This is a genomic window from Bradyrhizobium sp. MI1.3, assembly GCF_055811695.1.
Window position 1 is genome coordinate 23,144 of record NZ_JBVVPQ010000036.1, and the last position, 13,124, is coordinate 36,267.

Consider the following 13,124-nt stretch of genomic DNA (forward strand, 5'->3'; position numbering starts at 1 on the left):
CAAGCTGACGGTGATGGTGGGCACGCTTCGCTTTGCCCACCCTACGAGACCTATGCCGTAGCGGCTTCCGCCATAAACTTCCGCCATCCACCATAAGCCGTGATATCTCGCGCCTCGCCCAGCACCTCGGGCTCGACGAGAAATCCCTTCACGCTGCGGCCATCCGCCAGCCGCACGGTGCCAATCGCCATCGGCGCGGGAATCGCGTTGACGAACTTGCCGAAGGCGGACGACGACAGCATCCAGATCTCCAGCTCGATCGACGCGCCCTTGCCGGTTTCGACGCGCAGCATGCCCGGCTTCGGCGGCGTGGTCTTCAATGCGTAGAGCTTGTAGTCCGCCGCGGTCCTGGTCGCCTCGATCAGCTGGCCGTTCAGCGCTTTCAACTCGCCGTTCAACGCCATGCCGGACAGATGCGCGCCGACCACGGCGATGGGAATCTCGTCGATGCCGTTTGCGGCAAGCGGCGCCAGCGCTGCTTGCGCCGCACCCTTTGCGCCAAGCGTCAGTTTGGTATCGGCATGAAACACGCGTCCGATGCTCGCGAGCAGCGCGTCGTGACCCGTGGGTGCAAGGAGCGTGATGCCGAACGGGATGCCGTCGGCGCGCATCGCCGCCGGCAGCGCGAGACCGCAGAGGTCGAGCAGATTCACAAAATTGGTGTAGGTGCCGAGCCGGCTGTTGAGCTCGATCGGATTGGCCAGCACCTGCGCGGTCGTATAGGCCGTCGGCGCCGTCGGCAGCACCAGCGCGTCGATATTGGTGAAGGTTCGCTCGGCGATCTTGCGCAGGCCCTGCAGGCGATAGAGCGCGGAGAAGGTCTCCGCCGCCGTCAGCCGCGCGCCGGCAGCAGTGATCTCGCGTGTCACCGGATGGATCGTATCCGGCGCGGACGCCAGCAGGTCGCGGATCACGAGATAGCGCTCGGCGACCCACGGTCCTTCGTAGAGCAGCCGCGCCGTCTCGTAGAATGGCTCGAGGTCGAACTCGACGAGGGTTGCGCCAAGCGCGGTCCAGCGCTTCAACGCGTCGGCGTAAGCCGCTTCCGCCTTCTTGTCGCCGAAGAAGATCAGCTGTCCGCTGCGCGGCACGCCGAGGCGCAGGTTTGCCGGGAGCGGGGTGATCGCGCCGAGCGGCCGGTCGCGCGAGAACGGATCGGCCTGATCGGGACCCGCCATCACCGACAGTGCGAGCGCGGCGTCGTCGACCGTCAAAGCGAACACCGAGATACAGTCGAGCGTCCGGCAGGCCGGCACCAGGCCAGCGGTCGAGATCATGCCGAGGCTCGGCTTGAGACCGACGATGTTGTTGAGCATCGCCGGCACGCGCCCGCTGCCGGCGGTGTCGGTGCCGAGCGACAGCGGCACCAGCCCGGCGCCGACGGCGGTAGCCGATCCCGAACTGGAGCCGCCGGGAATGAGGTCCTCACGGATCGCGTTTCTGGGGATGCCATAGGGCGAGCGCACGCCGACAAGGCCGGTCGCGAACTGGTCGAGATTGGTCTTGCCGATGATGATCGCGCCGGCGGCGCGCAGCCGCTGCACCGCCGTCGAATCGTGTGTCGGGATGTACGAGAAGGCCGGACACGCCGCAGTGGTCGGAAATCCCAGCGCGTCGATATTGTCCTTCACCACGACCGGCACGCCATAGAGCGGCAGGCCGGCGGCCTCCCCGGTGGCGAGCTTCTCGGCCTCCGCGATCGCGTCCTTTTCGTCGCGCAGGCTGATGAAGACGGCGGGATCGTTGTGGTCGCGGATGCGCTGATAGGTGCGCGCGACCGTCTGCGCCGGGGTGAGCGTGCCCGCGCGGTGCGCGGCCACGATCGCGGCAATCGTTTCAGGCTGCTCAGCCCCCATTTCAGCCCTCATGGCGACAAAACTCCGGCTACGTCTCTTCACCCGGATCGAAGCAAGCGATGTGCCATTGTGTACAGAATCCGGGCAGGACAAGTGCTGCGGATATTATCGATGGATCAGTGGCTTGGGGGATATTTCGAGCGCCGGCGGGCCTGCGTGTCAGCGCCCTGTTACGGGCATTTGCGCAAATAATGGGCAGCTCACCGGCCTCGAGCTTGCGCCCCAACAATTGTCGTGGCCAACATGCCGGCCAACGCGGTCCGCGACGAGGCTGCGGTCGATCCCGGCTTCCGGGCGAGGAGGAAACCATGACAGCCGCCCCTCGCGGTGATGCTTCGAGCCTGTTCGCGACACCCAGAACCGTTGCCGAGCATCGCGCGGACGGCAGCATCGTGCTGCGCTCGCCCGAGGCCCTGCGCGATGGCGCGCGTTGCGTCGGCGACTGGCTGGAGCAATGGGCGCGGCAAAAGCCCGACACGGTCTTCCTCGCTGAGCGTGACAGCGCCGATACGCCCTGGGCCACCATGACCTACGCGGGGGCCTTGCGGAGAGTCCGCGCGGCCGCGTCGTGGATTTTGGCGCAAAGACTCGGCGCCGAACGCCCGCTCGTGATCCTATCCGATAACAGTATCGACCATGCGCTGCTTGCGCTCGCGGCCCAGCATGTCGGCGTGCCCTCGGCCGCGATCTCGCCAGCCTATTCGCTGATGTCGAAGGATTTTGACAAGCTCAGGAGCATGATCTCGTTGCTGGAGCCCGGCGCGATCTATGTCTCCGCGACCAAGCCGTTTGCGGCGGCGCTGGCCGCGATCAAGCCGCTGCATCGTGCGCAGGTCATCAGCGGCAACGCGAGCGACGCCGATGCGCTCGCCTTTCGCACCGTTGCGGCGACGCCTGAAACGGCGGACGTCGCAAGAGCCTTCGCCGCTGTCACACCGGACACCATCGCAAAATTCCTGTTCACCTCGGGCTCGACCGGCACGCCGAAAGCCGTGATCAACACCCAGCGCATGCTGACGTCGAGCCAGCAGGCCAAGGCGCAGACCTGGACGTTTCTCGAACAGGGGCGCGACGATCTCGTCATTCTCGACTGGCTGCCCTGGAGCCACACCTTCGGCGCCAACCACAATTTCAATCTCGTGCTGCGCAATGGCGGCTCGCTCTATATCGACGGCGGCAAGCCGGCGCCCGGTCTGTTTGCGATGTCACTCGCCAATCTCAGAAGCGTGATGCCGACGGTCTATTTCAACGTGCCGCGCGGCTTCGATATGCTGATCGCGGCGCTGCGCGGCGACGGGGAACTGTGTCGCCGCTTCTTCAGCGAGGTGAAATTCGCGTTCTACGCCGGTGCCGCGTTGCCGCAGAATCTCTGGGACGCGCTCGAAGAACTCTCCGTCAAGACTGTTGGCCGCGCGATGCCGATGGTCTCGGCCTGGGGCTCGACCGAGACCTCGCCGCTGGCCACCGACTGCCATTTCCTCGCGGAACGCTCGGGCAACATCGGCGTGCCTATCCCCGGCACCGAATTGAAGCTCGTCACCTCGGGCGACAAGCTGGAGGTGCGCGTGCGCGGCCCCAACGTCACGCCGGGCTATTGGAAAGCGCCGGAGCTGACCAGGCAGGCGTTCGACGACGAGGGATTTTATCTCATCGGTGACGCCGTGAAGTTCGCCGATGCGAAGCGGCCCGAGCGCGGCCTGTTCTTCGACGGCCGCGTCGCGGAGGATTTCAAACTCAATTCCGGCACCTGGGTCAGCGTCGGCACGCTGCGCCTCGCCGGCATCGCCGCGCTGGCGCCGCTCGCGCAGGATATCGTCATCACCGGCCATGGCGGCGACGAGGTGCGCTTCCTGGTGTTTCCGAACATCGCTGCGTGCCGCGCGCATGCGGGCCTGCCTGAGACCGCAGGCGTCAACGACGTGCTTGCGCATGACAAGGTCAGAGCCGCGATCGCGCAGGGTCTGGCGAAGCTCAAGCAACACGGCGCCAACTCCTCCGGCCACGCCACGCGTGCCCTGCTGCTCGACGAGCCGCCGTCGGTGGACGGCGGCGAGATCACCGACAAGGGCTACATCAATCAGCGCGCGGTGCTGACGCGGCGTGCCGATGCGGTGGCGCGGTTGGATGACGCTGCGCCAGGCGAGTGGATCGGTCTGTAGGGCTTGGGCCCGTGCCCCGGAAGCAGCGCAGCACCCAGTGATGCGCTGCAGAGCCGGGCCTATCTCGTTTGTGCGCGCGGTCGCGTGGATCCCGGCTCTGCGCAGCAGCGCTTCACGCTGCAGCGCGTCCGGAACACGAGAGCGGGGCAAAGAAAAAGGCCAGCCAACCTGCCGCATTATCCTGCATGATTCTTTTGTTGCCTAAGCAACTAGTTTGTGCGAACCGTTCCAGACTAGGATGACGGCGGGAGAACCGCCGCGTCGGATCGGAGGAAGCTATGCTCGGCAGAGAGGGTACCGCCGGCGAACGACGGTGCATGCCCGGACATGACAGGGCTCAGCGCTCGCTGCGTGGTTCGTCAGGTCTCGGTGCTGCCGGTGACCGCGCCGAGATTTTCGTGCAGACGGCGCAACAGGTCGATCAGCACCTCGCGCTCGTCTTTGTCCAGGCAGGACAACAGGCGCCGTTCGCGCTCGAATGCCGCGACGATCACCTTGTCATGGATGGCGCGGCCCTTCGCCGTCAGCGAGATCGAGTGGGTGCGCCCATCGTTGGGATCGGTGCGGATCGAGATCAGGCCCCGCTTTTCCAGACCGGCCAGCGTTCGGCTCACCGGGCCCTTGTCGAAACCGATGACGTGGCAGATGCGCGACGCCGGAATGCCGGGCTCGATCGCCAGCAGCGACATGATCCGCCATTCCGTGACGTTGACGCCGAACTGCCGCTGATAGAACGCCGTGGCGCTGTTCGAGAGCTTGTTGGCGATGAAGGTGATGAACGCGGGGACGTAGCGGTCGAGATCGAGCGTCGGTCCCGTATCGGCGGGCGCAGGTTTCTGGCGGGCTCTGGTCGAAGACGGCGGCATATCGGGATTCTGTCTCGCGGCGTGTCCGAAAGACCTAAGGGTAAGCGCCGCCCTTGCACAAGATCAAAATAAGTGAGGACTTCCATGAGCGCTTCCAGCTCCCCGGAAATCAACGGTTCGTCGGCCGTCCCGCATCTCGACGTCGATCCTTTCGCGATGGATTTTTTCGCCGATCCCTATCCCACGCATGAGCTGCTGCGGGAGGCGGGACCTGTCGTCTATCTCGACAAGTGGAACGTCTATGGCGTCGCGCGCTATGCCGAGGTCCATGCCGTCCTGAATGATCCCGCGACCTTCTGCTCCAGCCGCGGCGTCGGCCTGTCCGACTTCAAGAAGGAGACGCCGTGGCGGCCGCCGAGCCTGATCCTCGAAGCCGATCCGCCCGCGCACACCCGCACCCGCGCGGTGCTCTCAAAGGTGCTGTCGCCGACGGTCATGAAGGGGCTGCGCGACCGCTTTGCCGCGGCAGCGGAACAGCGTGTGGACGCGCTGCTGGAGAAGCGCAGCTTCGATGCCATCACGGACCTCGCCGAGGCCTATCCGCTGTCGATCTTCCCGAATGCGCTCGGGCTGAAGCCGGAGGGGCGCGAACATCTGATTCCCTATGCGAGCGTCGTGTTCAACGCCTTCGGCCCGCCGAACGAGCTGCGCCAGGAAGCCATCGCGCGCTCGGCGCCACACCAGGCTTACGTCACCGAGCAGTGCCAGCGGGACAACCTCACGCCCGGCGGCATCGGCGCCTGCATCCACGCCCATGTCGACGAGGGTGCCATCACCGCCACCGAAGCGCCGCTGTTGGTGCGTTCGCTGCTGTCGGCGGGCCTCGACACCACCGTCAACGGCATCGGGGCTGCGGTCTACTGCCTCGCGCGCTTCCCTGAGCAGTGGCAGCGCCTGCGCAACGATGTCACGCTGGCACGCAACGCTTTCGAGGAGGCCGTTCGCTTTGAAAGCCCGGTGCAGACCTTCTTCCGCACGACAACCCGCGAGGTCGAACTGTCAGGCGCGACCATCGGTGAGGGTGAGAAGGTGTTGATGTTCCTGGCGGCTGCCAATCGCGATCCGCGGCGCTGGGACAAGCCTGACAGCTACGACATCACCCGCCGCACGTCCGGCCATGTTGGCTATGGCTCAGGTATTCACATGTGCGTCGGCCAGCTGGTCGCGCGGCTCGAAGGCGAGACAATGCTTGCGGCGCTGGCTCGCCGGATCGCGAAGATCGAGATCACGGGCGAGCCACAGCGCCGCTTCAACAACACGCTGCGCGGTCTTGACAGCCTGCCTGTAACGATCACGCCGGCCTGATGCTACTGGCGTCGAAGACAATCAATACGACAGGGGAGGGAACCATGAGACATTTGAAGTGGACGCTTGCGCTGGCCGCGAGCCTGATTGGCGGTGCGGCAAATGCCGAGATATCGGACAATGTCGTGCGCGTCGGCGTGCTCAACGATATCTCGGGCATCTTCCAGGACACCAACGGCATGGGTTCGGTCGAGGCCGCGCGCATGGCCGCTGAGGATTTCAACGGCGGCGGCAAAGGCATCAAGGTCGAGATCGTCTATGCCGATCACCAGAACAAGGCCGACGTCGGCAATGCCATCGCGCGCAAATGGCTCGATGTCGAAGGCGTCGACGCCATTGTCGACGTGCCGAATTCGGCGGTCGGTCTGTCCATCAACACGCTGCTGCGCGACAGCCGCATGACGTTCCTGGCATCGTCGACCGCGAGCTCCGATCTCACCGGCAAGGCCTGCTCCCCCAACACCATCCAATGGGTCAACGACGCCTGGGCCACCGGCAACACCACGGCGGCCGCGATGATGTCGCGCGGCGGCAAGGACTGGTATTTCCTCACGGTCGATTACGCGCTCGGCAAGGGCATCGAGGCGGAAGCCCAGAAATACATCGAGGCGCATGGCGGCAAGGTGTTGGGGTCCTCCAAGCATCCGCTCGGCACCTCCGACTTCGCCTCCTTCCTGTTGCAGGCGCAGGGCTCGAAGGCGCAGGTGATCGGGCTCGCCAATGCCGGCGGCGACACCATCAATGCGGTGAAGCAGGCCGCCGAGTTCGGGATCCAGCAGGGCGGACAAAAGCTCGTCGCCTTCCTGCTCTTCATCAACGACGTCCACGGCATGGGCATCAAGGTCGCGCAAGGGCTCCAGCTCATGGAAGCCTTCTACTGGGACATGAACGACGACACCCGCGCCTTCGCCAAGCGGTTCGCCGCGCGGCCCGGCATGAACGGCAAGATGCCGAGCGGCAACCAGGCCGGGGTCTATGCATCCACGCTCGCTTATCTCAACGCGGTCGCCGCGACCGGCAGCGACAACGCCAAGGACGCCGTGCCCGAGATGAAGAAGTTTAGGGGTAAGGACAAGCTGTTCGGCGACACCACGATCCGCCAGGACGGCCGCGTCGTGCATCCGATGTATCTGTTCGAGGTGAAGAAGCCGGAGGAATCGAAATATCCGTACGACTATTACAAGCTGGTCTCGACGATCTCTGCGGAGCAGGCGTTTCGACCGTTGGCGGAAGGTGGGTGCGGGTTGGTGAAGTAGTGATGTAGCCGCGAGCGCCGCTGCACCCTCTCCACCTGTGGGAGAGGGTGGCTTCGCAAAGCGAAGCCGGGTGAGGGGTTCTCTCCGCGAGTCATTCTCTTTCGAGCGCGCTGAGACAGACCCCTCATCCGGCGCTTCGCGCCACCTTTTCCCGCAAGGGGAGAAGGAAGAAAAAGCTACACCACCTTGCTGCTTCCCTGCGTAATCAGCCGCGCGGCGCGCTGGTCGCGGGCGTAGATCCAGAGCCAGCTCAGCGCGACGCTGAGGCGGTGGCGCAAGCCGATCAGGAAGTAGATGTGGGCGATGCCCCAGATCCACCACGCGATGGTGCCGCGCAGCTTGATGCGGCCGAAATCGATCACCGCGAGCCGCTTGCCGATCTGCGCGAGGCTGCCGGAGTGTTTGTAGCGGAACGGCCCGGTCGGCTCCTGGCGCAGCCGGGCCTTGATGGTCTCGGCCACGTGACGGCCCTGCTGCTTGGCGGCCGGCGCGATGCCGGGCACCGGCTTGCCGTCCCAGGCGTTGATCAAAACGGTGTCGCCGATCGCAAAGATTTCTGGATGACCGGGGATGGTGAGATCGGCTTCCACTTGGACGCGTCCGGCGCGATCGGCCGGTGCGCCCAGCCATTCCGCGGCGGGCGAGGCACGGACGCCGGCGGCCCAGATCTTGGTTTTGGCATCGAGCCGCTCGCCGCCGAACACCACGCCGTCGCGGTCGATCTCAGTGACGGCCTGTCCCAGCACGACCTCGACGCCGATTTTCTCCAGCGAGGCCTGCGCATAGGCCGAGAGATCATCGGGAAAGCCTGCGAGCACGCGCGGACCCGCCTCGATCAGCACCACCCGCGCCTTGTTGGTGTCGATATTGCGGAAGTCGGCTGGCAAGGTGTGGTGCGCCATCTCGGCGATGGTCCCCGCGAGCTCCACGCCCGTTGGACCGGCGCCGACGATGACGAAAGTCAGCCGTGCCGCGCGTTTGGCCGGATCGGTCTCGCGCTCGGCGCGCTCGAACGCCACCAGGATATGACGGCGCAAGGTGGTCGCGTCCTCCAGCGTCTTCAGGCCGGGCGCGAACTGCTCCCATTCGTCGTGGCCGAAATAAGCGTGCCGCGCGCCAGTGGCGAGCACCAGCGTATCGTACGGCACCTCGCTGCCATCGTCGATCAGCACGCAGCGCCTGCCGGCATCGACGCCGCTGACGGTCGCAAACAGCGTCGTCACATCGCGCCGGTCGCGCATCAGGTGCCGGACCGGCCAGGCGATCTCGCTGGTCGCGAGCGAGGCGGTCGCGACTTGGTAAAGCAGCGGCTGGAACAAATGATGGTTGCGGCGGTCGATCAGCGTGATCTCGACCGGGCTGCCGGCGAGCCGGTAGGTCGTCTCCAGCCCGCCGAAGCCGGCTCCGACAATGACGACGCGGTGCGGTGTCGTGGTCATGATGCGCCCTCGAATCTCGCTGCTCTATTCTCTCATTTAAGTGCGGATTGGGCGTGGCGGTCCAATAGCCGTCATCAATGGACGGATAGGCTAAGGGTATCGAGTGTATCGCTATCCCGCTAAAAAGCGCCGCATGCTCCGCCGAAGTGAGTAGAATTATATTTCTTGCTATCGCCGATCGGGGCGAAATATGGTGCAGGGGCGGGCGCCGAGCCATTGGCGGCGCGACAGATTTTGCGTTCAATAGAGATGACCCGGGGCGGCAATCACCCCGCTTCCGGGCATAATAATATGGAGGGGAGTGGTTATGAGGACGGCATTCTGGCTGGCGGGCGCAGCGGCGCTGGTGCTGGCAGGCCCGGCATCCGCCGGCGACACCATCAAGATCGGTTTCGTTTCGACCTTCAGCGGCCCGACCGCCGTGATCGGCAATGACATGCGCAACTCGTTCGAGCTCGCGCTCGATCATCTCGGCCGCAAGATGGACGGCAAGCCGGTCGAGGTGATCTACGAGGACGACGGACAGAAGCCCGACGTCGGCAAGCAGAAGACCGAGAAGCTGGTGCAGTCCGACAAGGTCGACTTCATCGTCGGCTATATCTGGTCCAACGTGCTGCTGGCCTCGCTGAAGACCGCGGTGGACTCGCAGACTTTCCTGATCTCGGCCAATGCCGGCCCGTCGCAACTCGCCGGCGATCTTTGTTCGCCCTACGTGTTCTCGACCTCCTGGCAGAACGACCAGACTCCGGCTGCCATGGGCCTCTACATGAACCAGAAGGGCGTCAAGAGCGTGTTCCTGATCGGCCCGAACTATGCCGCCGGCAAGGACATGCTCGCGGGCGTGAAGAGCACGTTCAAGGGAGAGGTCAAGGGCGAGGAATACACGGTCTGGCCGAGCCAGCTCGACTTCTCCGCCGAGCTGTCCAAGGCGCGCGCCTCGGGGGCCGAGTCGATCTTCGTGTTCTATCCGGGTGCAGCCGGCGTGCAGTTCCTCAATCAATATGCGCAGGCCGGGCTGAAGAGCACGATGCCGCTCTACACGGCTTTCACCGTCGACGAGCTGTCGCTGCCGCTGCAGAAGGAGAATGCGCTCGGCGTTCCCGGCGCGCAGGAATGGGTGAATGATCTGCCCAACGAGCAGAACAAGCGCTTCGTCGCCGACTATCGCAAGAAATACACCGGCCTGCGTCCCACCTATTACGGCGCGCAAGCCTACGACGCGGCCCAGCTCATCAACAGCGCGGTGGTCGCGGTGAAGGGCGACACCAGCAAGAAGGACGCGATGAAGGCCGAGATGGAGAAGGCCAACTTCAAGTCGCTGCGCGGTCCCTTCAAGTACGGCAAGAACCACATCCCGGTGCAGAGCTTCTATCTCCAGGACGTGGTCAAGGACGGCGAGGGCCAACTCTCGCTGAAGACGGTCGCGACCATCGTCGAAAACGACCAGGATCGTTTCCACGACAAATGCGCGATGAAGTGAGCTGATTGCTTCTCCCTCTCCCCGTCCTTACGGGGAGAGGGGTTCTCAGCTCTCTCTCTCGTCATTGCGAGCGTAGCGAAGCAATCCAGAATCTTTCCACGGAGGGATTCTGGATTGCTTCGTCGCAAGGGCTCCTCGCAATGACGGCCACTACACCCGCGGCATGCTCACAGGCCGCACCTCGCGAGCCTGCGCGGCAAGCCTGATTCCGGCATTGGCCGCACCAAACCCCTGATAATCCCGCCGCTCCACGATCTCGAAGAAAAACCGCTCGTCGAAGATGTGGGTATAGACCTGGAAGAACTCCCCGTCGCCTTCGCGGTCGTAGAGAATGTGGTTGGCGCGCAGCTGGGCCATCAACTCGGGTGCGAGGTCGTATTTGGCTTCGATGTCGTCGTAGTAATTGTCCGGGATATCCAAAAAATCCGCGCCCCGCTTGCGCATTTCCGCGACCGCCGCAAAGATGTCGCGGCAGGAGAATGCAACGTGCTGCACGCCCGAGCCGAAAAACTCCGAGATGAAACGGGCCGGCAGCGTGCGGTTGGCGGATGAGCCGTTGAGCACGAAGCGCAGGCTCTGGTCGCCGTTGATGACGGCCTGGCTTTGCACGAGGCCTCTGGGATCGGCGATCTCCATCTGCGGCAGCCGCTCGAGATCGAGGATGCCGGTGTAGAACAGCAGCCAGGACAGCATCTCGTCGTAGGGCATCGACTGCGCGATGTGATCGACAGCTAGCAGCGCGTCCGCGCCGGCGTCGCTCGGGACCGGTTCGAAATCCGTGTTCCAGTTCTTGCCGGCTTGGTCGAGAAAATACAGCAGGCTGCCGCCGACGCCGTGAATTGCGGGAATCTCGAGCTCGCCCGGCCCGACCGGCTGGTAGAAGGTGCGCGCCTTCAGTGTCTCGGCGCGCTGCATGACGAGGCCGGCATTGTCGACGTCGAGCGCGATGGCGCAGACGCCGGGGCCATGCGTCACGTAGTGCGAATGCGCAAAGCCGTCGGTCTCGGAGTTGACGACGAGCTCGACCTTGCCCTGCGACCATCGCTCCACCGCCTTGCTGCGATGCTTGCCGGTCTTTCGGAAACCGAGCTGCGCGAGCAGGCGGGCCAGTTCGCCGGCCTTGGTCTCGTTGACGGCAAACTCGATGAATCCCGTGCCTCCACTTTTGGGCTTGGGCGCCAAGGGTTCGCTGACGAGCTTTGGCCAAGCCGGTGCAAGCTGGTCCTCCAGCAGGATCAGCGAACGCAGGCCGTCGACCGCGGTCTGTATGGCCGAGCCGGCGCGGAATTGGTCGTTGAAGATCTCCAGCGACAGCGGCCCGGCATAGCCCGTCGCCGCGATCGCCGCCATGAACTCGCCGACCGGCAGGTCGCCCTGGCCGGGGAAGGAGCGGAAGTGCCGGCTCCACGACAAGATGTCGAGCTCGAGCTTCGGCGCGTCCGCAAGCTGGACCAGGAAGATCTTGTCGCCGGGGATCGAGGCCATCGCGCGGACCGGAAAGCCGGGGGCCAGTGCGTGAAAGCTGTCGAGGATCACGCCGATCGCGGGATGGTCGGCGCGCCGCACGATCTCCCAGGCGTCGCGGTAATCGTTGACGTGGCGTCCCCAGGCCAATGCCTCGTAGCCGACGCGCAAGGACCGCTTGGCGGCGCGCTCGCCAAGCTCGCGAAAATCGTCTGCGGCGCGGTCGATGCCGCCGAGCGCGGCCGGCGACACGTTGGAGCAGATCAGCAGCAGATCGGTGCCGAGCTCCTGCATCAGGTCGAACTTGCGCATCGCGCGGGCAAAGTTGCGCGAACGCTGCGGCTCCGGCATGCCCTCGAAATCGCGGAACGGCTGAAACGCGCAAATCTCGAGATTGAGGTCCCCGCAGAGCTTTGCGATGTCGCGCGGGCCTGAGCCGAACGACAGCAGATCGTTCTCGAAAATCTCGACCGCGTCGAATCCGGCGGATGCGATGGCGCGGAGCTTTTCGTCAAGTGCGCCGGAGAGAGAGACCGTTGCGATCGAGCGTTTGGTCATGCTGCGTTGTCCTCCATGGCGCCGCCAAGGAACAATTGTCCGATGCGGGGATCATTCAAAATGCGCTTCGCACCGTCGACCATGCGGGTCTGGCCGAGCTCGAGCACGATGCCGATGTCGGAAATCTCCAGCGCCGAGCGTGCGTTCTGCTCGATCATCAAAATGGTGACGCCGCGGTCGCGCAGGGATTTCAGGATGTCGAAAGTCTGCTGCACCATCAGCGGCGACAGGCCGATCGACGGCTCGTCGATCAGCACGAGCTTCGGCTCGAGCAGCAGCGAGCGGGCGATTTCGAGCTGCTTCTGCTCGCCGCCAGATAGCGTGGAGGCCTGCTGCGTCGATTTCCGCCGCAGCGCCGGGAACAGGTCGAGCGCGGCCTCGATCCGGCTCTGCAGGTCGATGCCCTTGCCGGCGGAAACGCCGCCGAGCTCGATGTTGTGGCGCACCGACAGCTCGGGAAAGATGTTGCGGCCCTGCGGCACGTAGCAGATGCCGGCATTGAGCAGCGCGCGCTGGCTCAGATTGGTGACGTCGCGGCCGGCGAAGCTGATTTTGCCCTCGCGCAGCTTGAGCAGGCCGAAGATCGCCTTGAACACGGTGGACTTGCCGGCGCCGTTCGGGCCGATGATGGTGGTGATGGTGGCCTGCGGCACGGCGAAGGTGGTGCCGTTCAGGATCGTCATCTTGCCGTAGCCGCCGACGAGATTGTGAACCAAGAGGATCGGATCGCTCATGGTCGCT

Annotated in this window: 9 protein-coding genes; 4 read left to right on the top strand and 5 right to left on the bottom strand. The window is 64.7% G+C overall.

Annotated elements, in window-relative coordinates:
• Nucleotides 1-50: 50 nt before the first annotated feature.
• Nucleotides 51-1,856, bottom strand: coding sequence for an allophanate hydrolase (gene atzF, locus AC0L3A_RS24525; protein ID WP_354200164.1), 1,806 nt, complete (start codon nucleotides 1,854-1,856; stop codon nucleotides 51-53).
• Between the two features lie 308 nt (nucleotides 1,857-2,164).
• Here atzF and AC0L3A_RS24530 point away from each other — a divergent pair, with 308 nt between their 5' ends.
• On the top strand, nucleotides 2,165-4,015 hold the full coding sequence (locus AC0L3A_RS24530; protein ID WP_354127035.1) for a feruloyl-CoA synthase: 1,851 nt from the start codon (nucleotides 2,165-2,167) through the stop codon (nucleotides 4,013-4,015).
• A 359-nt stretch (nucleotides 4,016-4,374) separates the two neighbouring features.
• Here AC0L3A_RS24530 and AC0L3A_RS24535 read toward each other — a convergent pair whose 3' ends face one another.
• The gene (locus tag AC0L3A_RS24535) at nucleotides 4,375-4,881 is read right to left on the bottom strand and encodes a MarR family winged helix-turn-helix transcriptional regulator (RefSeq protein WP_007597952.1); all 507 of its coding nucleotides are present in this window, start codon (nucleotides 4,879-4,881) and stop codon (nucleotides 4,375-4,377) included.
• An 84-nt stretch (nucleotides 4,882-4,965) separates the two neighbouring features.
• Here AC0L3A_RS24535 and AC0L3A_RS24540 point away from each other — a divergent pair, with 84 nt between their 5' ends.
• Nucleotides 4,966-6,186, top strand: a complete 1,221-nt coding sequence (locus AC0L3A_RS24540; RefSeq protein WP_354127034.1) for a cytochrome P450 — start codon at nucleotides 4,966-4,968, stop codon at nucleotides 6,184-6,186.
• Between the two features lie 44 nt (nucleotides 6,187-6,230).
• Nucleotides 6,231-7,442, top strand: coding sequence for an ABC transporter substrate-binding protein (locus tag AC0L3A_RS24545; RefSeq protein ID WP_354127033.1), 1,212 nt, complete (start codon nucleotides 6,231-6,233; stop codon nucleotides 7,440-7,442).
• A 176-nt stretch (nucleotides 7,443-7,618) separates the two neighbouring features.
• On the opposite strand, the gene AC0L3A_RS24550 is transcribed toward AC0L3A_RS24545, so the two are convergent.
• Nucleotides 7,619-8,881 carry an NAD(P)/FAD-dependent oxidoreductase gene (locus AC0L3A_RS24550; RefSeq protein ID WP_473255361.1) on the bottom strand — a complete coding sequence of 421 codons (1,263 nt, stop codon included), beginning with the start codon at nucleotides 8,879-8,881 and terminating at the stop codon, nucleotides 7,619-7,621.
• Nucleotides 8,882-9,188: 307 nt separating this feature from the next.
• On the opposite strand from AC0L3A_RS24550, the gene AC0L3A_RS24555 reads away from it, so the two are divergent.
• Nucleotides 9,189-10,361, top strand: a complete 1,173-nt coding sequence (locus tag AC0L3A_RS24555) for an ABC transporter substrate-binding protein (protein ID WP_007597947.1) — start codon at nucleotides 9,189-9,191, stop codon at nucleotides 10,359-10,361.
• A 150-nt stretch (nucleotides 10,362-10,511) separates the two neighbouring features.
• Here the strand turns inward: AC0L3A_RS24555 and AC0L3A_RS24560 are convergent, their stop codons facing one another.
• Together AC0L3A_RS24560 and AC0L3A_RS24565 are read right to left on the bottom strand one after the other, a co-directional pair.
• On the bottom strand, nucleotides 10,512-12,383 hold the full coding sequence (locus tag AC0L3A_RS24560; protein WP_473255363.1) for a bifunctional sugar phosphate isomerase/epimerase/4-hydroxyphenylpyruvate dioxygenase family protein: 1,872 nt from the start codon (nucleotides 12,381-12,383) through the stop codon (nucleotides 10,512-10,514).
• Nucleotides 12,380-13,117 carry an ABC transporter ATP-binding protein gene (locus AC0L3A_RS24565; RefSeq protein WP_007597945.1) on the bottom strand — a complete coding sequence of 246 codons (738 nt, stop codon included), beginning with the start codon at nucleotides 13,115-13,117 and terminating at the stop codon, nucleotides 12,380-12,382. Before AC0L3A_RS24565 ends, AC0L3A_RS24560 begins: the two co-directional genes overlap by 4 nt.
• Nucleotides 13,118-13,124 lie beyond the last annotated feature (7 nt).